Raw genomic sequence first — 19,446 nt, forward strand, 5'->3', positions numbered from 1 at the left:
CACTCGCTCTTGTTTACCGCTTTTAAAGGTGGGTAGGAAGGCTCGCTCACTTCCGTCCCCGCGGTTGGTTGTTCAAAAATCTACCTTAGTAAATCAACCCGACACGGCTCCTATTCATTCCCTCCGCGTGGCGAAATTCGCAGATCTTTATCCGCCCACACCACTAAACTTGGGATTGGATCCTCTACTTCCTCCACCACCGTCGAAGGAGCCAATTCATGTTTGACCTCACCAACCGTACCGCGATTGTCACGGGCGGGGCTGCGGGCATCGGCAAGGGCATCGTTGCCTCCCTGCGCGAAGCCGGCGCCAGCGTCGTCATTGCCGATATCGATACCGATAAGGCCGAAGCCACCGCCGCGGAGCTCGGCGCGACCGCCTACCCCGTCGATGTCACCGATAGGGCCTCCATCAAAGAAATGTTTGCCAAGGTCCACGCCGAGCACGGGGCGATCGACATCGTCTGTTCCAATGCCGGGGTCTTTCCTAACTGCCCACTGGAAGAGATGACGGATAAGCAGTGGGAAACCATGTTTGAAATCAATACCCACGGCACGTTCAAGGTCGTGCAAGAAGCCCTGCCGTATATGAAGGAGCGCGGCTATGGGCGCATCGTCATCACCACCTCCATTACTGGCTCGCACACCGGCTTTCCCGGCTGGGCGCATTACGGCGCCTCCAAGGCGGCCCAACAAGGCTTTATCCGCTCCGCAGCCCTGGAAATCGCCCGCGATGGCATCACCATCAATGGCGTATTGCCCGGAAATATCCTCACCGAGGGCCTCGAGGCGCAGGGCCAGGAGTACCTGGATGAGATGACGCGCTCCATTCCCCTGCACCGGCTTGGCAGCCCCCGCGATATTGGCAATGCCGCGGCCTTCCTCGCTTCCACCGAGGCCGGATACATCACCGGACAAACGCTCATTATTGACGGGGGCCAGCTCTTGCCCGAAACCCCCGAGGCCATCCTGCCGCCGCGTTAGCCTGCGCCTGCCCGGCTAGCGCTTGCCGATGCCCTGCCCTAAGACACAGATAACCCCGCCGACACCGTTATGGTGCGCGGCGGGGTTATCTCGTACGGTTTTTATTGCAGCCAGTCAAAGTCGAGCAAGAATGCCTCGACATCGAGCATTTCCAGCTCATCTGGCGCATGGCCGACAACGAATGCGAAGGACTCAGCGACGTCCTTGGTCGTCGCGGGGGTAAGCCCCGCGACAACGAGATTTTCCGCTACGCGGGCAGAAACCGGTGCCTGAGACACGGTATCCAAACCCGTACCCGTGGTGGAGTCCTTGAACATATCGCTAATGCCACCAATGAAGGTCCGCATCGTGTTCATCTCTCTCACCTCTCAATGTTGCTTTGTTGATAGCTACAAATATACTTGGTACTTACCCACTAAGCAACCCCTAAGCCACTTAAAGTTTATCTCTTGTTAACTTTAAGTGGCTCTGAGGAATATTCCATGGTCACGGGCTTGCTATATAGTCCGCGAGTTATTCTTAAAGGTCGCCAAATGGTGCGAAACCAAAGTAGTGGTCCAGGGAATCGCGCGCGATCCACGCGATTGCCACCACGATAATGACACCCAGTACGGCATAAACGGTCCAACCCAGCAGCTTCATTTGGCGGCTAGCGGGAGTATCTCCTACCACCACACCATTGTCATCCCGAATGGGATCACCCGTCATGGAACGCATGCCCAAGGCGAAGAGCAACGGGATACCAGCACCGAAGACGAGGGCCAGGCCAGCGACGCGGAGTATAGATTCGAAGATTTCTGCAACAGTCATGTTTTAGCGCTCCTCTTGTGGAGTAGATGAGGTGGAGTCGTTGTCCCCGTTGACCGCCGCTACCGGGGTCATGCCCCCTGAAGCTGCGACAGACTCTTTCGCACCAACGCGTGGCTCCAAGGACGAATCCACGGACTCAGCGTTCTCATCCCAGTCATTATTAACGTTGGATGCATCAACTGGGTTCATACGGGAGCGGATGACGATGAGCGCCGTCATGGCCAAGAGTAGAACGAAGTCCACGATAGCGCCGGTTGCCACATTGGTAGCGGAAGAGACGCCGTGCGCCAACCACCACGATGCGAAGCCAACAAAGGCGGCACAGGGCAGCGTAATGAGCCAGGCAGCCACCATGCGCATTGCAACACCCCAGCGCACTTCCGCGCCACGGCGGCCCAAACCAGTACCAAGGATAGAGCCGGTGGACACGTGGGTCGTAGACAGAGCCATACCACCGGCTGAGGAAGTCAAGATGATGGCCGCGGAGGTAGCCTCGGCTGCCATACCTTGCGGGGATTCGATCTCCACCAAGCCCTTACCCAGGGTGCGGATAACGCGCCAACCGCCGGACAAGGTACCGGCCGCAATGGCAATCGCACAGCCGAAGATGACCCAGGTTGGAATGCGGGCATCGGCAGCCGCGTGGCCCGAAGCCACGAGGGCGAGGAAGATAACGCCCATGGTTTTCTGAGCGTCACCGGCACCGTGTGCCAGCGATACCAAGCAGGCGGTCACAATCTGGCCATGGCGGAAGTGCTCGTTCTTTTCCTTATTCGGAATGGTGTTGGTCACCCAATAAACGAGGAAGGTGGCGCACGCAGATACCAAGGCGGCGATAATCGGGGACGCCACCGCCGGAATGATGATCTTGGCCATAATGGAGGTCCACTCCACTCCCCCAGTGCCCATCGCTGCAAAGCCTGCACCGATAAGGCCGCCGAAAAGGGCGTGGGAAGAGCTGGACGGCAGCCCGAGCAACCAAGTGAAAAGGTTCCACAAAATACCGCCGATAAGGCCGGTAAAGACCACCATCAACAGGGCTTGGCCATCCGAGTCGGCGGCTGCACCCGAAAGGTCATAGGAATCGAGGTTGACGATGCCTTTGGCCACCGTTGCCGCGACATTCACGGACAAGAACGCGCCAACGAGGTTAAGTACGGCAGAAATCGCCACCGCAGTAAATGGCTTCAGCGCGCCAGTAGCAATGGAGGTTGCCATCGCATTGGCTGTGTCGTGAAAACCATTGGTGAAGTCGAAGGCTAAGGCGGTAAACACCACAATGCCCAAGATAATCAGAGTCGCTGTCACAGCATTGGCCCCTTGTAAGCAATTAACAAATGAGAAGAAAGTGTTATTGCGGCGCCATCACGCGTCGCGTACGAAGTGCAGCGTACTCCGCAACAATAAGTTGAGCCAATAGCTTTTCTAAGAAGTAAACTGCACTTTGCCTAGTGTTAACCTTCCACATATGCCTGAGCGCTAGGCACCTGCCAAAGATCTGCGGTTTACCAGCAATTTTTAAGACACCTAATCTATTTTCACCCTTTAATAGCGTGGCAGAAAACACTTAGAGAGGTGCGCCGGCTTAACACCAACACACCTCTCGAAATAAAGGTTTTAGCTTCCCTTTTTAGCGGAAGGTAGCAAACTTCTTGACCACCCAGCGGCTCAGCACGAGTAGGACGATGCCCAGTGCGATGGAGACGACACCTAAGGAAATAAAGAAGGTGTTTTCCGCACCCGCATCCTCTGGGTTGTAGAAGCTAGCCAGCGAACCGGCAAGTGCGGTACCCATGGCCACGGCCATCATCCACACGGCCATCATGCGCGATGGGAACGCCTCAGGTGCCACCTTGGTGGCCAGAGAGTTGCCCACTGGGGACAACATCAGCTCACCCATGGTGAATAGGAAGAGGATCCAGATAATGACATACATTGGCGTGGAGTTTGCGCCCGAGCCGGAGAATGGCAGGAAGAAGAACAGCGAGATACCGATGATGATATTGGCCACGCCGAACTTCACCGGCGTGGACCACTGACGGTCACCGAGCTTCGTCCACATAGCCGCGAAGATTGCAGAGAAGATAACGATGAAAATCGGGTTAATGGACTGCACCAATGACGGCGGAATCTCGATACCAAAGATGTGGCGGTCCAGGCGCACATCGGCGTAGATGGTCATCACTGTAAATTGCTGCTGGAAGATACCGAAGAACAGCACACCGGAGATGAACATTGGAATAAAGCCCAAGAGGCGGTTCTTTTCTTTCCGGGTCACCAAATCAGAGGTGTACATCTGAATCCAGAAGTACACGGCGGCGATCAGGGCAACGGCGGTGACGATATTAGACAGCCACTCTACCTTGATGATCCCAGTACCCAGGCCGATAACCATGACGAGGACAGCGACGACAATCGCGCCCAAGCCCAGCATGCGCTGTTTAAAATCTGCAGGATTAGGAATTTCGTGGCCAGCGTCCTTAATCGTGGTCTTACGCATGGCAGTGTACTGGATAAGGCCTAGGGCCATACCGACGGCAGCGATACCGAAGCCCCAGTGGAAGCCCTTCCAGCCCCACATTGCGGTGGTAAGAAGCGGTCCGAAGAGGGCACCTATATTAACGCCCATGTAGAAGACGGAGAAGCCGCCGTCACGGCGAGGATCGTCGCGGCTATACAGCGAGCCCAGCACCACCGAAGCGGTAGTCTTTACACCGCCGGAACCAACGGCGATGAGGATCAGGCCGATAGCCAGGCCGGTTACGGCAGGAATGAAGGCCAAGACGAGGTGACCAGCCATCACCATGATTGCGGAGTAGAACAGGGTGCGCTCCGCACCGAGGATGCGGTCAGCTACCAACGATGCCAACAGGCATGCCATGTACACCAAGCCGCCGTAGGCACCGACGATCGACGTCGCGTCGCCGCGGTCGAGGCCTAGGCCGCCATCGGTGGTGGCGTAGTACATGTACAGCAGCACGATGGACTGCATGCCGTAGAAGCTGAAGCGCTCCCACATTTCCACACCGAACAGGTTAGCCAGCCCCCACGGGTGGCCGAAAAATGTACGCTCCCCGCTCGAAGCAGCGGGTGCGGAGGTTCGATCCTCCGCCTCTGGTTCCTTATTTGTCATAACATAATACGACCACTCAGAGGCCTAATTCACAAATCGGCCATTATACGTGAAACATCGCACTATATTAATCTGCCTAACGACCTGCAGATATTTCTCTGAAAGATTCACCCCGTTTGGGGTAGATGTTCGCCCTCCGTTGCTCCCCTGACATACCCCTCATAGGAATATACTGCAGTCACTTATGCGCAAATAATAAAAGCCCTGCGAGCGCTCCTCTCGAAGCGGCCTCGCAGGGCCTCCACTGATGGATTCAGTCCATCAGGACCGTATTAAGAATTGAGCTTGCGGTACTCAAAGACGGTATCGATGATTCCGTATTCCACGGCATCTTCCGCGGTCAGGATCTTATCGCGGTCGGTGTCGATGCGGATTTGCTCGGCCGTACGGCCGGTGTGCTCCGCCAGGGTGTTTTCCATCAAGGTGCGCATACGCTCAATCTCTGCGGCCTGGATTTCCAAGTCCGAGACCTGACCCTGGGTGCCCTGGGTTGCAGGCTGGTGGATCAATACGCGGGAGTTCGGCAGCGCCGCACGCTTGCCCGGAGCACCAGCAGCCAACAGCACTGCGGCAGCAGAAGCCGCCTGGCCCAGGCACACGGTCTGCACATCAGGACGCACGTAGCGCATGGTGTCATAAATTGCCATCAAGGCAGTAAAGGAACCACCAGGCGAGTTGATGTACATGGTGATGTCACGGTCTGGGTCCTGGCTCTCAAGAACCAGCAACTGGGCCATGATGTCATTGGCAGAGGTGTCATCGACCTGGGTGCCCAAGAAGATGATGCGCTCTTCAAAGAGCTTGGAGTACGGGTTGGTTTCCTTCGTCCCCTGAGCGGACTGCTCAATAAAGGAAGGCAGTACGTAACGGGAACTTGGCATCTGCGACTTATTCATAATGATTTTCTCCTTATTCCCTAGTTGCTCAGTGGGCCGTTCACGGACTCGATAACGTGGTCAACAATGCCGTAGTCCTTGGCTTGCTGCGCAGTCATCCAGCGGTCGCGGTCAGAGTCCTTGGTGATCTGCTCGAAGGTTTGGCCGGTGTGCTCTGCAATGAGCTCGGCCATCTCGCGCTTGGTCTGTGCGAATTGCTCCGCCTGGATGGCGATATCGGCAGCGGTACCGCCCACGCCAGCGGAAGGCTGGTGCATCATGATGCGAGCGTGTGGCAGCGCATAGCGCTTGCCCTTCGTGCCACCGGAGAGCAGGAACTGGCCCATGGAAGCAGCCAAGCCCATGCCGTAGGTGGAGATATCGCAGGGCGAGTACTTCATCGTGTCATAAATGGCCATGCCCGCGGTCACGGAGCCACCCGGGGAATTGATGTAGAGCGAAATATCGCGCGTGGGATCCTCTGCGGAAAGCAGCAGGATCTGCGCGCACAACTTATTGGCAATTTCATCGTCTACCTGGGTGCCCAAAAAGATAATGCGCTCGTGCAGCAGGCGCTCGTAGACGCTGTCACCCAAGTTCAGGCCGGAGCCTGCTGGGGTGGTCATCTGAAGCTGGTCAGATTTCTTAGACATTCGAAAAGTCTCCTTGAGGACGGTTAATCTCTAATGCCACCACACTACTTAATGTGGCGATAATTGTGGGGTCTGTTCGCTATCAGCGTTTGCACCGATCTTTGTCTGCTTTTTCGACCCGGCGATGAGAAAAGCCCAGCCAGACTTCCTCGCCGGTGCGAGGGGCCAAGCTGGGCTTTTAAGGAGAAGATTTACTCCGCGTCGGTAGCTTCGTTCTCGTCTTCTTCTACCTCACCGAAGTACTGCTCAACGTCAACGTCGTTGCCTTCTTCGTCCTTTACGGTGGTACGGCAAATGGCGGCAGCCAGTGCCTTGCCGCGGCGTACGTCAGAGAACAGGTTGGCAATCTGCCCGTTGGACTGCAGCTGCTGGATGAACTGGTTCGGGTCCATGCCGTAGGACTGCGCGGTGAACAGGATGTGGTCCGAGAGCTCCTGCTGGGATACTTCCGGCTCTTCCTTTTCTGCCACGGCATCCAAGAAGATCTGCGTGCGCACGGACTCTTCGGCCTGCTCGCGGGTCTGCTGATCAAACTCTTCGCGGGAGGTGCCCTGTGCCTCGAGCAGCTGTGCCAGCGCCTTCTCATCGTGTGCCAGCTGGCCCAGGATCTGGTGCAGCTGGGCGTGAGCCTGCTCGTCGACGACGGACTGGGGCAGTTCAAATTCGACACCGGCAAGCGCAGCCTTCAGAACCTCATCGCGGATCTGGCCGGCCTGCTCAGCCTTCTTGGACTCCTCAACCTCGGTCTTGGTGGCTTCGCGCAGCTCCTCGATGGTGTCGTACTCGGAGGCCATCTGGGCAAACTCATCATCCATGTCCGGCAGCTTGCGCTCCTTGGTCTGCTGCACGTGGACCTTGAAGGTAGCCTCTTCGTCCTTGTGCTCACCGGACTGAATGGTGGAGGTGAACTCGTTATCCTCGCCGGTCTTCATGCCACGCAGTGCGGTGTCCAGACCCTTGATGAGGTTGTCATCACCGATGGAGTAGGACAGGCCTTCGGTGGAAGCCTCCTCGATCTTCTCACCGTCAACCTCTGCGGTGATGTCGATGATGGCGTAGTCACCGGTCTTCATCTTGCGCTTGGTGTCCTTCAGCTCACCGAAGCGCTCTGCAAGGTCCTCGAGGGCCTTGTCCACGTCTTCCTCGCCGGCCTTGATGGCTGGGACGGTGATGGAGATTTCGGAGAAGTCCGGAACCTCGAACTCAGGGCGGACGTCAACTTCGGCGGTGAACTCGACGAAGTCCTTGTCCTCGATCTTGGAAATATCTACGTCCGGCTGGCCGATGACCTTCAGGTCCTCGGACTGAACGGCCTGCTCGTAGCGGGAAGGCAGCATGTCATTGACTACCTGCTCCAGAATCGGGCCGCGGCCGAAGCGAGCGTCGATCAGCTGGCGCGGGGCCTTGCCCTTACGGAAACCTGGAATAGAAACCTGCTGCGCGATTGCCGCGTAAGCTTGATCGATTTCCTGGTCTAGCTCCGCAAACGGAACGTTGACGGTGAGCTTAACGCGGGTATCGCTCAGCTTGTCTACGGTGGTCTTCACGAGTGAATCTCCCTGGCTTCATTGTTTTTCTACGTACATAAAAATTAAAGGGGGTCTGAAAAACCTTATTAGGGCATTTTCAGACCCCCATACGTCGGGGCGACAGGATTTGAACCTGCGACCCCCTGCTCCCAAAGCAGGTGCGCTACCAAACTGCGCCACGCCCCGTATGTAGGCCACCAAGTTACCTTGGCTGCGTTGCATACCTGAGACAGTTTAGCGTGTTGGATTTAAATCTCCTAAATCAACCCCCTGTTAAGGGCGTAGACGCAGGTTACCGGCATAATTTCTGGCCGCTTGACTTAGAAATCGAAATCAAACATGCCATCAAAAAATCCGCCACCATCGCCGTCAGATAATCCATCGAAGAATCCGCCACCATCACCGGCGTCTCCTCCTCCGGCATCGCCGCCCATATCGCCGGCATCTCCTGCGTCTCCTGCATCTCCGCCGCCATCAGCACCGTCCATGCCTTCGCTGCCCTCGGCGCCGCCCCAGTCGCCGTTTTCTGCGGCGGCTGCGGAATAGCCCACGCCGGACATGCCGGCAAACATGGCGTTAAACATCATGGAATAACCCATCATCCACACGCCCGTTTGCAGGGCATCTGCCCACCACGGGCGGGAGTACCAACCGGCCGGAACGGGGCGCCCAGCCACGGTTCCGCCTGGGTAATAGTTCGGGGTTTCCTCAGAGGCGTATGGGGACGCAGTCAGCTGCTCGCCATTCGCATCCACCGTGCGCTTCTCGGTGACCTTGCCCGCGGCGCGCTGGCCTTCTAGCGGTGGCAATTCCGGCCCCGGATTCATATCCATAATCTCGCGGGCAGCATTGACGTAATGCATGCCCTCAAGCGCCGATTCGCGGGCCAAGTTGGCCTGCTTGACCGTAGTGGCCCGCGAAATAGCGGAATTGGCCGCGGTAAAGCGCTCCGATGCGTCTGCCATCGCCTGCTGCGAGGCGGTATCCGTACCGGAAATCTGCATGACCTGGCCACCCAGGCGCTCAATCCACCGACGCGCATCCGCCTGGGCATCCGCTAACTGCTGCGCCTCTCGCTCCTCCCGGCTCTTTTTTGAGCTGCGCGAGGATAGGTACCACGCGCCGCCACCGAGTACGACTACAAGAAGTAGGAGTTCCACAACAATCATCGCTTTCTTTACTGGAATTGGTCCTACCTATTTTAACGGCCTACCCACTGCGCGTGTTCCCTATTTTCGTTTTGGGGCGCTCATGCGCTAAAGTAGCCGACAGCGTTCAAGGTAACGCTGTGGGAATGTCGTATAGTGGCTAATACCTCAGCCTTCCAAGCTGAAGACGCGGGTTCGATTCCCGTCATTCCCTCCATGTTTGTACTGCAATAATTGACTATCGTAGCTGGTTATTGGCAGTAAGTGGAACCATTGGTAGAACCATCTTGGTTGGCATGTTTAAACCCTCACGGATTGTATAGTCTGTGGGGGTTTGAATAGTTTTAGCTTTGGTTAGAGTTTCTTCCAGAGTGCGGCCACGGCGGGCGCCCCGCATCCGGCTTGTGTGGTGCGGGGTTGGGCTGTTTTTGGGAAATATTCTTAAAATGTTCGTTCTTCCAGTTTTCCAATAACGCATTAATGTGTTATACTAGTAAATGTAAGGCTTCAAGGCACTTACAAAACTGAAGAGGTGATGGAGATCGCGGCGCTGATTATTTCACTGTGTAGCCTAGCTATTCAGATAAAACAGCACCGCAACGACCACCCGCCAAAATCGGGTAGGCATCGCAAATAGCCTCTAGGGGCGCTGGATACTAGCACTATCCAGCCCCCTAGGGGTACACCTCCCAATATACCGAAAGGACACATTACAGTGACATTGAAACAGGCCTCCGCCGTCTCAGGCATCGTAGTCGCCGCCGCCTACTCGATAATTGCCGATTCGCCCATCTGGCTTATTGTCATAGCCTTAGCGGCACTATCCGGCTACAACCTAGCTACAGCCACTACCCAAGGGAGGAAAAACCGTGCAGCCTAAAATCATCGATGTCGATACCGGCGATGAGTTGTGGACTGGCTCGGATTGCGCCGCCCATATCGGCGTGAGCTACGCGACCTGGCGCAATTACTCAGCTAATCACCGCACCCCTGAGCATGTGGCCACGATTTTGGGTCGCACGCGATTGTGGCTTGCTGAGGATATTAAGCGCTGGCACGCGTCCCGGCCGGGGTCACCCAGCCAGCTCCGCCGTTAGGCCTCCTTGCTGGTTCCTTAGCTTTATCGAGGCCCCTGCTTGCCGGCGCCTCCCTCCATCCCGCCGCCCATCTCCCGCCAAGCGCGGCTATAAATACATCACATTGGGGCGGTGGCCAGAAAAGCGTAATCTGGTGTCCATGACCGTACCTAATATTACTTTAAATGATGGAAATACTATCCCCCAACTGGGCTTTGGCGTCTTCCAGATGGACCCGGAAAAGACCGAGGAATACGTAGCCGAAGCGCTGCGCGTGGGCTACCGCCACATCGATACCGCAGCCATCTACGGCAATGAAGAAGGCGTGGGCAAGGCCATCGCCAACTCCGGCATCCCGCGCGAGGAGCTTTTCATTACCACCAAGCTGTGGAATGACCGCCACACCGATGCCGCTGCCGCACTGGATGAATCCCTGCAGAAGCTGGGCCTTGACTACGTAGACCTGTACCTCATTCACTGGCCTACCCCGGCCAAGGGCACGTACGTGGAGGCTTGGAAGCAGCTCATTGAACTGCGCAAAGAGGGCAAGGCGAAGTCCATTGGCGTATCCAACTTTGAGCCAGAGCACTTAGATCAGTTGGAAGTACACACTGACGTCGTCCCCGCGATTAACCAGGTGGAGCTGCACCCTTACCTGCAGCGCTGGCGCGAACTGGACGCTGGCCGCGCCCACGGCATCTCCATCGAGGCATGGGGCCCGCTGGGTCAGGGCAAGAGCGATATCTTGGAGGCACCAGAGGTTACTGAAGCCGCCGAGGCGCACGGTGTTTCCCCAGCCCAGGCCATTATCCGCTGGCACCTGCAAAATGGGGTCATCCTCTTCCCTAAGTCCTCGACGCCATCGCGCATTGCAGAAAACTTCGATGTCTTCGGCTTCGAGCTCACGGAAGCAGAGATGGCCGCCATTACCTCTTTGGAGGAAGGCGAAGACGGCCGCGGTGGACATCACCCCAATGACATGAACGACGCCTAATGCGTTTGGTATAACCACCATATAAAACGCCGCGTGGCCCAAAGGCCCGCGGCGTTCATTTATGTTTATTCAAGGAACCTGGCGGCTTTAGCGCGGGTCCTTGGGCAGCTCGGGTGGGATATTGGTGCGCTCGTATTCTGCGAGGATATCGATGCGGCGCTGGTGACGGTCGGCGCGGGACCATTCTTGATCCAAGAAGGCATCCACAATTTCTAGGGCCTCTTCTTGCGAATGCATGCGCCCACCGATGCCGATGAGCTGCGCATTATTGTGCTCGCGGGCCAGGCGCGCGGTCTCCGGCGACCACGCCAGCGCGCAGCGCGCGCCCTTGACCTTATTGGCAGCAATCTGCTCGCCATTTCCGGATCCGCCCAGCACGATTCCCAGGGAACCTGGATCGTTGACGGTACATAGGGCCGCCTCAATGCAGAATGCGGGGTAGTCATCCTCGGCGTCATAGGTATGAGCGCCGCAGTCGATAACGTCATGGCCTTGTTTGGTGAGGTGTTCAGAAATCAGGTTTTTGGTCTCAAAACCTGCGTGGTCAGCTCCAAGATATACGCGCATAACCCCCACAATACCGGCACCGCCGCCTTCTAGGCACCACTTTGCATAACCTATTTCGCTCATAGCCCGGCGCTGTTAAACTAAAGCGCAGACTACGTGCTGCACAGAAAGGCTAAAACATGAGCCCTCGCGTCCTCGCCCTCTACGGCAGCATCCTTGCTATCGCGGTGCTGTTATTTGCGGCGAATATTTTCTTAATCAATAAGAACTACCTCGTGCCGCTTATTCATTCCGTACTTTTCACACTCGCCCACCTTGTTCTGGGGCTGTGGTGGCTGAATCAGCGGGTAATAAAGAAAAATCGCCTCGGCGGTTTGGCCGCGGTGATTGGGATTTTATCCCTGCTCACCGCGGCCTCATGGGCTACGTGGGTGGCCGCCGCTTGGTCAGAATTCCAAGCGCAAACGGCCCTGCCCATCATCAATATCGCCGGGGTACCGGCGTTTTTACTCACGCCGGTCATCGCGGTGTGCTGCCTAGCCGCCGCGGTGCGCCGCAAGCAAGACCAGCAGCGCTTATAACTAGTCCTCTTCTACCTGCGGCATCTCCGTGCGGGAGCGCTTGAGCTCGAAGAAGTAAGGGAACTGGGCCAGGCGCACGGAGGCATCGAAAAGCTCGCCGGCTTCCTCACCCTTGGGAACGCGGGTAATAACCGGGCCAAAGAAGGCGGTATCGCCCAGCTTAATAACCGGGGTTCCTACCTCATCGCCCACGGAAGAAATGCCGTTGTGGTGGTACTCGCGCAGCTTCTCATCGTATTCCTCAGTGTGGGCGACCCCCGCAAAGTCTGCGGGGAGGCCAACCTGCTCTAATGCCTGGGCGATGATCTCGTCATAGCCGCCATCACCCTTCTTGCCGCCATTGCCCTTGGCGTGAATCAGGGTGCCCATGGCGGTATAGAGCTCATCTACCTTTTCCGGCTGCTCGGTCTTAACCTTGGCAAATACGCGGGCAGGGCCCCAGTTGGCCTCCATCATTTCCATGTATTCGGGATCAAGATCGCGGCCATCATTAAGCACCGACAGGGACATCGGCTCGAATTCCACGGCAATATCGCGGACCTTTTCTACCTCTTTGATCCAGCGGGACGTTGCCCATGCAAACGGGCAAGAAGCATCGAACCAAAACTTAACTGGGGTAGTCATTATTCCTCCTTGAAATAAGTGCAGTTTGCCCCACCACTGTAAACGCGCTGCTAACCTTGATGCATCACTATTTTCGTTAGCAAAGGAGAATCTAGGCAATGACCTCTGTAAACCTCACGTGGGAGGAAGCAAAAAATCGCTCCCAGATGCTCAAGGTTGACCATTACGATGTCGCTTTAGACCTTAAGCATTCCGATACCCACTTCCTGTCCACCACCACGGTGCGCTTTAGCACCCAGGATGCCGGTTCTACCTTCATCGATCTGCGTGCGGACAAGCTGCACGAGGTACGTCTGAACGGAAACCCGCTGCCCACGCAGTCCTATGACCCCACCTACGGCATTCCCCTCTCCGGGCTGCAGGTAGCGGACTACACGCTCGAGGTCACCGCGGAAATCCCCTTCTCCCGTACCGGCGAGGGCCTGCACCGCTTCGTGGATCCCGCCGATAACGAGGTCTACCTCTACACCCAGTTTGAAACTGCCGATGCCAAGCGCGTCTTTGCCTGCTTCGACCAGCCGGATCTGAAGGCCACCTACTCCCTGCACTTTAAGGCCCCAGAGGAGTGGACCATTATCACCAATGGCCCGGTCACCCGCGAGGGAGATACCTCCCATTCTGAGATCGACTATCCGCTGTCGACCTACCTGGTTGCCCTGTGCGCCGGCCCCTACCACGAGGTCACCGATACCTGGCACGGCGAGCTGACCGAGCACCCCGAGGGCAAGCCGGCGCAAAAGCTCGAGGTTCCACTCGGTATTTATTGCCGCGCTTCGCTGGCAGATTCCCTCGATGCCGAACGCCTCTTTACTGAGACCAAGCAGGGCTTCGACTTCTACCACCGCAACTTCGGCTTCCCCTACCCCTTTGGCAAGTATGACCAGATTTTCGTCCCCGAGTTCAACGCCGGCGCGATGGAAAACGCCGGTTGCGTGACCCTCCGCGATGAATATGTCTTTAGCTCGCAGGCCACGCACTACAAGTACGAGCGCCGCGCCGATACGGTCCTCCACGAGCTCGCCCACATGTGGTTCGGTGACCTCGTGACCATGCAGTGGTGGAATGACCTGTGGCTCAACGAGTCCTTTGCCACCTGGTCCGCTGCCATTTCGCAGGCGGAAGAAACCGAATACGATACCGCCTGGGTCACCTTCGCCAACGTGGAAAAGTCCTGGGCCTACCAGCAGGATCAGCTACCTACCACCCACCCCATTTCCACCGATGCCAGCGATATCGAAACCGTAGAGCAAAACTTCGACGGCATCACCTACGCCAAGGGCGCCTCGGTGCTCAAGCAGCTGCAGGCCTACGTTGGCCGCGAGAACTTCCTCGCCGGCGTGCGCCGCCACTTCGCCGCCCACGCGTGGGGCAATGCCACCTTCGACGATCTGCTGCGCCACCTCGAAGAGGCATCCGGGCGCGATCTCTCCTTCTGGGCACAGCAGTGGCTCAAGACCACTGGTATTAATACCCTGGCGGTTGCAACGGCGGCCGACGATGACGGCACCATCACCCAGGCGCACCTTACCCAGCGCGGCGATACCCTGCGCACCCACCGCGTTGCAGTGGGCCTGTATGGTACGCAGGACGGCAAGGTCGTGCGCACCGAGCGCCTCGAGATGGACGTGGAGGGCGAGGCCACCGAGATCCCAGAGTTGGTCGGGCGCAACCTCAATGACATCGATTTCATCCTGCCCAACGATGACGATCTGACCTACTGCCTCATCGATTTGGATGCAGGATCCCTGCAATTCCTGCTGGATAATATCGAGAAATTCGATGACCCTATGGCGCGCACCCTCTGCTGGTCCACCGCCTGGGAGATGACCCGCGCCGGCACCATGCGCGCCCGCGACTTCATCCGCTTGGTGGCCCGCGGCATGAAGGCGGAAACCGAGCTCGCCGTCCTCGAGCGCATCGTCTCGCAGGCGTCTACCGCGCTGAAAAACTACGCGGATCCGGCGTGGGCGAAAGACAGCACGGTTTTGGCGCAGGCGCTTGTCGATGGCGCCCGGAGCACCGATGCGCAGCGTTCCATCATCTGCACGCAGGCGCTGTCTAGGATTCGGCTGCATCAGCCGGCCCGCGACTACCTGCACGATCTCCTCGCGGATTCCGATGATGCCGGGCTGCGCTGGTTCGCCGTCGCAGCGCTTGCTGCCGCGGGTGCGCTTGCCGATGCCGAGGCCGCCATCGCCGCCCAGCTCAAGCGCGATAATTCCGCTACCGGCCACTACTCTTCCCTGCGCGCCCGCGCCGCGATTGCCACCGCGGATAATAAGCGCGCGGTATGGGAAGAGATCGTCGCCGGGGATCTCACCAACCGCGAGCTCACCTCCAAGCTGGAGGGCTTAAATTACCCGCACTCCGATGATCTCTTGCCCACCGCGGAATTCTTCGAGGTGGCCGAAAAGATCTGGGATTCCCAGTCCTCCGAGGTGGGCCTGACCACCGTCACCGGGCTATTCCCGTCCTGGGATATCACCCAAGACGGCCTCGATCGCGCCGATGCCTTCCTGCAGAAGGATCTGGCAGGCGGCCTGCGCCGCGCGATCACCGAGCAGCGCGACCGCGTAGCCCGCGCCCTGCGCAACCGAGAGGTCGACGCCAACTAAGTGCCTAGTTCTTGCGGAGATTCAGTTCGATGCGCGGGCGCACCTGGATCTCCGTGAGCTGGGTAGTAGGCCCTGCCTCCACAACGGTGCGGATGGCGCGCGCCACCTCAACGGGCGCAATAACCTCGTTCGGGTTATAGTCCTGCAGGCCCTCCAGCATCGGGGTATCGGTGGGGCCTGGCGCCACGGTGGAGACGCGGATACCGGGCTCGGAGATACGCAGGGCATCGGCAAGCGCATACAGCGCGTGCTTCGTTGCTGCATAGACCACGTTATCGCCGTAACTTTTGCGCCCCGCCCCAGAGTTGATGAAGACGACGGTGCCCTCTGCCTTGCGCAGCTGCGGCAAGAGCGCGCGGGTGACCTCTGCTGGCGCGTGGACGTTTAAGTCCATGTGGGCGCGCCAATCTTTCGGGGTGGCCTCTTCCACCGAGAACTTCGTGGCGCGCGCCGCGCCGTGCACGAGGACATCGACCCGCTCTAGCTCGGGCAGCTGCATGCCTTCGTCCAAGCCGGCGACCAAGTCGCTGGCAACCGGCGTGATATTCGCGGCCTCTGGCAGCTCTTCGGCGCTGCGACCCAGCGCATACACGTGGTGATCGCGGGCGAGATCCTTGATAATCTCGCGCCCCATGCCACCGGTGGCACCGGTAACGACGGCGATTTTCTCTGGCACATTCGTGGTATCAGTCATGCCACCCCATCATAGGGAAAATGGGTGCTAGCGGTGCGCGGCGTCCGTCCCCGTTCCGCGATGTGGAACGATAGGGGTTATGGCTACTCCTGCAATCGCGATCGTCGGCATGGGCCCGCGCGGCATTTCCATCTTGGAACGCCTCACCGCCCGCATGGATGATTCCAGCTCCCCCGTTACCATTCACCTCATCGATGAGGCCCAGCACGGCGCCGGCCGCGTCTGGGAAACCGACCAAACCAAAACCCTGTGCATGAATACGCGCGCGGGGGCTGTCACGCTTTTTACCGAGCCCGGCGCGACGGTGGATGCCCCGGTGCTCGAGGGACCGACGCAATACGAGTGGATCCAGCTGCTGCGCGGCGAGGGCGATAAGGTAGCTCCTGCCAAGCGCAATCTTTTTGCCCAGCATCCTCCTGCCGCACACATTGCCACCGATTACCGCGCAGAGCTGGCCGCCACCCGCCCAGAGTCCAACCCTACGCGGGCGTTATACGGCGAGTACCTGCGCTGGGTCTATGATGTGGTGCTGGCTCGCCTGCCGGAGAGCATTTCTACGGTCAGCCATCACCACCGCGTGGAGACCATTACCGCGGACGGCGCGGCCGATATCCTGCACTTGGACGACGGCTCGCAGGTGCGCGCCGATGCCACGGTCCTAGCCTATGGCTGGATGGCGCCGCGCTTTAATGATGAGGAGCAGCGCTTGGCGGAATCCGGGCTGCGCTGGATCGCACCGGGTAACCCCGTGGAACAAGACTACGAAGCCATTCCCGCCAGCGAAGACGTGCTGGTGCGCGGGCTTGGCATGGGCTTTTATGACATCATGGCGCTAACCACCATCGAGCGCGGTGGCAAGTTCGTCGAGGATGCCACCACCCGCTCCGGCCTGCGCTACGAGGCGAGCGGGAAGGAACCACATTTCATCGTCTCATCCGGCCGCGGTTATCCCTTCCATCCCAAGTCCGAGTACAACGAGCTGCCGCCCACGATGCCGCGGCGGCGGTTGCATGAGGTCATCGACAAGCTCCAGGGCACTGAGGACATCGACTTTGACACCCAGGTTTGGCCCGCCATCGCCCGCGATAGCTACGAGGCGTATATCACCACGCTGGAACGGGTGAATCCGGCGGCGCTGCTTCGCCCGCGGGAAGAGATACTCGCGGTCATCGATGCCACCGCGCCAGATGATCTGGGCACCGCCCTCGCTCCCTTGGTCACCCAGCCGTGGGATATGACAGACCTTATGTACCAGGTCGCTGGATTTACCGGCGATATTACGGCGTTGACCGCCCACATTGCGGATTCCCTGGCGGACGATATCCAGGAGGCGGCCGCCGGCCACGATTCGCCCATGAAGGCCGCGCTGTGGTCGCTGTCCCAGTCGCGCAAGCCCGCCTCCATCCTGGGCGCGGAAGGCCGCTATACCCGCGAGTCCCGCACAGGCCGCTACGCGCAGTTCATGTCCTTTGGGCAGATGGTGGGCTCGGGCCCTCCGCTGTTCCGCGTGCGCCAGCTGCTCGCGCTTGTCGATGCCCACCTGGTCCACTTCCTCGGCGATCACCCCACCCTCGCTATCGAGTCAGACCATTTCACCCTGACCTCTGGCCCGCGTTCGGCATCGGCGCCCACGCTTGTCGATGCCTTTATGCACAAGCCCGATATCCGCGTCGCCGGCGATCCGCTCACCCGCGGATTGGTCGAGAGTGACCGGGTGCGCCCGTTTGCTGATCATGGGCAGGACACCAGCTCCCCCGAAACCGATGGTGCCACGCGGCGCACCGTCCATCCGGATGGCAGCCTGGATGAACGACTGCATATCGTCGGCATTCCCACCTATGCGCAGTGGCCGGATACAACGATTTCCCCCATGCCAGGCACGGATCCACTCATGCTGCAGGAAACCGATAAGACCGCCGGTTCCCTGCTCAAGGTTGCCGGCGGCCACTAAGCACGCGTTTTAGAGCGCGTTTTAAAGGGCGTCGAGGGCCTTCTGTAGATCCGCCAGCAGGTCATCGATGTCCTCGATGCCGATAGAGATGCGCACCATGTCTTCCGGCGGCACCAGTTCCGATCCTTCGGCCGAAACGTGGGTCATGTTCTGCGGGTGCTCGATAAGCGATTCCACCCCACCCAGCGATTCCGCCAGGCAGATAAGGCGCGTATTCAAACAAATCTGCTTGGCGTGCTCTGGGTCATGGAAGCGCACGGACATCATGCCGCCGAACCCGCGCATCTGCTGCGCCGCCAGTTCGTGGCCAGGGTGCTCTGCCAATCCCGGGTAGCGCACCTGTTTGACCTCTGGGCGGGCCTGTAAGAATTCCGCCACCTTTTGCGCATTGGCGCAGTGGCGGTCCATGCGCACGCCGAGGGTCTTAATACCACGCGCGGTCAGGTAGGCATCGAAGGGCGAGGCGACCGCGCCCACGTTGCCCTGGAAGTACAGCAGCTGCTCATCCACCTCGGGGTCATTGGTAACTACGGCGCCACCGAGGACATCGGAATGCCCACCCAAGTACTTCGTAGTGGAGTGCAGAACGTGGTCCGCGCCGAGTGCGAGCGGGTTCTGCAGGTACGGCGTGGCGAAGGTATTATCCACCAGCACCTGCGCATTGCCCTTGACCTTGGCCACCGCCGCAATATCGGTGATATTCAGCGCCGGATTGGTCGGGGTTTCCAGCCAGATGAGCTTGGTATTGTCCTTTACCGCAGCGGCGACGGCATCGACATCGCAGGTATTGATAATGGACATCTCCACGCCCCACTCCGTGAAATCATTAAGCAGGCGGTAGGAACCGCCGTAGGAGTCATTGCCCAAGATGACGTGGTCACCGGGGCGCACCAAGATGCGCACCATCGTATCGGCGGCTGCCATACCAGTGGCAAAGACGCGCGCGTAATCCGCGCCCTCCAGCGCGGCCAAGGTCTTTTCGAGGGAGCGAACCGTCGGGTTGGCCACGCGCCCGTATTCGAAGCCGCCGCGCAGCTGCGCGAGGCCATCCTGGGCGAACGTAGTCGAGGCGTAGATCGGCACGTTGATGGATCCCATGTGCGGATCCGGGTGATATCCAGCGTGAATGGATCGGGATGAAAATCCTTTTGCCAAGTTATGCGCGCTGTGTTCAGTCATGCCTCCCAATCGTAGACTAAGCGGTTCATCCACACCGGCCATTCGGCAATTTATATTCGGTTCCACGCGCGCTGCGAATTCTGCGCTGTCAGTG

Annotated in this window: 19 protein-coding genes and 2 tRNA genes; 8 read left to right on the forward strand and 13 right to left on the reverse strand. The window is 58.6% G+C overall.

Annotated elements, in window-relative coordinates:
* Positions 1-218: 218 nt before the first annotated feature.
* Positions 219-983, forward strand: a complete 765-nt coding sequence (fabG, locus tag ABRP86_RS06630; protein WP_349863234.1) for a 3-oxoacyl-ACP reductase FabG — start codon at positions 219-221, stop codon at positions 981-983.
* 101 nt (positions 984-1,084) lie between these two features.
* Here fabG and ABRP86_RS06635 read toward each other — a convergent pair whose 3' ends face one another.
* The 9 genes from ABRP86_RS06635 to ABRP86_RS06675 all read right to left on the reverse strand — a co-directional run bounded on the left by ABRP86_RS06635 (position 1,085) and on the right by ABRP86_RS06675 (position 9,152).
* A complete protein-coding gene (locus ABRP86_RS06635) occupies positions 1,085-1,339 on the reverse strand; it encodes a hypothetical protein (RefSeq protein ID WP_349863237.1) in 255 nt (84 codons plus the stop codon).
* A 163-nt stretch (positions 1,340-1,502) separates the two neighbouring features.
* The gene (locus ABRP86_RS06640; protein ID WP_349863240.1) at positions 1,503-1,793 is read right to left on the reverse strand and encodes a hypothetical protein; all 291 of its coding nucleotides are present in this window, start codon (positions 1,791-1,793) and stop codon (positions 1,503-1,505) included.
* Positions 1,794-1,796: 3 nt separating this feature from the next.
* Entirely contained in the window at positions 1,797-3,101 is a 1,305-nt protein-coding gene (locus ABRP86_RS06645; RefSeq protein ID WP_023023573.1) for an inorganic phosphate transporter, read from the reverse strand.
* 322 nt (positions 3,102-3,423) lie between these two features.
* Complete coding sequence (locus ABRP86_RS06650; protein WP_349863242.1) at positions 3,424-4,926, reverse strand: peptide MFS transporter; 1,503 nt, start codon at positions 4,924-4,926, stop codon at positions 3,424-3,426.
* A gap of 272 nt (positions 4,927-5,198) precedes the next feature.
* Positions 5,199-5,825 carry an ATP-dependent Clp protease proteolytic subunit gene (locus tag ABRP86_RS06655; RefSeq protein ID WP_198010484.1) on the reverse strand — a complete coding sequence of 209 codons (627 nt, stop codon included), beginning with the start codon at positions 5,823-5,825 and terminating at the stop codon, positions 5,199-5,201.
* Between the two features lie 17 nt (positions 5,826-5,842).
* A complete protein-coding gene (locus ABRP86_RS06660; protein ID WP_023023580.1) occupies positions 5,843-6,454 on the reverse strand; it encodes an ATP-dependent Clp protease proteolytic subunit in 612 nt (203 codons plus the stop codon).
* 191 nt (positions 6,455-6,645) lie between these two features.
* On the reverse strand, positions 6,646-8,001 hold the full coding sequence (tig, locus tag ABRP86_RS06665; RefSeq protein WP_302526993.1) for a trigger factor: 1,356 nt from the start codon (positions 7,999-8,001) through the stop codon (positions 6,646-6,648).
* 94 nt (positions 8,002-8,095) lie between these two features.
* Positions 8,096-8,169 (reverse strand) — tRNA-Pro (locus tag ABRP86_RS06670).
* A gap of 134 nt (positions 8,170-8,303) precedes the next feature.
* Complete coding sequence (locus ABRP86_RS06675; RefSeq protein ID WP_237792424.1) at positions 8,304-9,152, reverse strand: DUF1542 domain-containing protein; 849 nt, start codon at positions 9,150-9,152, stop codon at positions 8,304-8,306.
* Positions 9,153-9,273: 121 nt separating this feature from the next.
* On the opposite strand from ABRP86_RS06675, the gene ABRP86_RS06680 reads away from it, so the two are divergent.
* From ABRP86_RS06680 to ABRP86_RS06695, 4 genes are all read left to right on the forward strand, one after another.
* A tRNA-Gly gene (locus tag ABRP86_RS06680) sits at positions 9,274-9,348 on the forward strand.
* Between the two features lie 498 nt (positions 9,349-9,846).
* Positions 9,847-10,011 (forward strand): hypothetical protein, encoded by a 165-nt coding sequence (locus ABRP86_RS06685; RefSeq protein ID WP_023030335.1) that lies wholly within the window; start codon positions 9,847-9,849, stop codon positions 10,009-10,011.
* A complete protein-coding gene (locus tag ABRP86_RS06690; protein ID WP_237799855.1) occupies positions 10,001-10,228 on the forward strand; it encodes a hypothetical protein in 228 nt (75 codons plus the stop codon). Before ABRP86_RS06685 ends, ABRP86_RS06690 begins: the two co-directional genes overlap by 11 nt.
* A 139-nt stretch (positions 10,229-10,367) precedes the next feature.
* Complete coding sequence (locus ABRP86_RS06695) at positions 10,368-11,201, forward strand: aldo/keto reductase (RefSeq protein ID WP_237799854.1); 834 nt, start codon at positions 10,368-10,370, stop codon at positions 11,199-11,201.
* Between the two features lie 87 nt (positions 11,202-11,288).
* Here the strand turns inward: ABRP86_RS06695 and ABRP86_RS06700 are convergent, their stop codons facing one another.
* Positions 11,289-11,768 (reverse strand): ribose-5-phosphate isomerase, encoded by a 480-nt coding sequence (locus tag ABRP86_RS06700; RefSeq protein WP_023029160.1) that lies wholly within the window; start codon positions 11,766-11,768, stop codon positions 11,289-11,291.
* A 119-nt stretch (positions 11,769-11,887) separates the two neighbouring features.
* Here ABRP86_RS06700 and ABRP86_RS06705 point away from each other — a divergent pair, with 119 nt between their 5' ends.
* Positions 11,888-12,289, forward strand: coding sequence for a hypothetical protein (locus ABRP86_RS06705; protein ID WP_284610603.1), 402 nt, complete (start codon positions 11,888-11,890; stop codon positions 12,287-12,289).
* On the opposite strand, the gene ABRP86_RS06710 is transcribed toward ABRP86_RS06705, so the two are convergent.
* The gene (locus tag ABRP86_RS06710) at positions 12,290-12,913 is read right to left on the reverse strand and encodes a mycothiol-dependent nitroreductase Rv2466c family protein (protein ID WP_284640159.1); all 624 of its coding nucleotides are present in this window, start codon (positions 12,911-12,913) and stop codon (positions 12,290-12,292) included.
* A gap of 98 nt (positions 12,914-13,011) precedes the next feature.
* Between ABRP86_RS06710 and pepN the strand changes: the two genes are divergently transcribed.
* Positions 13,012-15,528: an aminopeptidase N gene (gene pepN / locus ABRP86_RS06715; RefSeq protein WP_284640161.1), complete on the forward strand. Its 2,517-nt coding sequence runs from the start codon at positions 13,012-13,014 to the stop codon at positions 15,526-15,528.
* Positions 15,529-15,532: 4 nt separating this feature from the next.
* Here pepN and ABRP86_RS06720 read toward each other — a convergent pair whose 3' ends face one another.
* Positions 15,533-16,222: an SDR family oxidoreductase gene (locus ABRP86_RS06720; RefSeq protein ID WP_023030329.1), complete on the reverse strand. Its 690-nt coding sequence runs from the start codon at positions 16,220-16,222 to the stop codon at positions 15,533-15,535.
* 79 nt (positions 16,223-16,301) lie between these two features.
* On the opposite strand from ABRP86_RS06720, the gene ABRP86_RS06725 reads away from it, so the two are divergent.
* Entirely contained in the window at positions 16,302-18,173 is a 1,872-nt protein-coding gene (locus ABRP86_RS06725) for an FAD/NAD(P)-binding protein (protein ID WP_349863247.1), read from the forward strand.
* Positions 18,174-18,194: 21 nt separating this feature from the next.
* Here the strand turns inward: ABRP86_RS06725 and ABRP86_RS06730 are convergent, their stop codons facing one another.
* A complete protein-coding gene (locus ABRP86_RS06730) occupies positions 18,195-19,352 on the reverse strand; it encodes a cystathionine gamma-synthase (protein ID WP_349863249.1) in 1,158 nt (385 codons plus the stop codon).
* Positions 19,353-19,446 lie beyond the last annotated feature (94 nt).

It is taken from the genome of Corynebacterium sp. KPL3927 (genome assembly GCF_040225835.1).
Taxonomy (GTDB): domain Bacteria; phylum Actinomycetota; class Actinomycetes; order Mycobacteriales; family Mycobacteriaceae; genus Corynebacterium.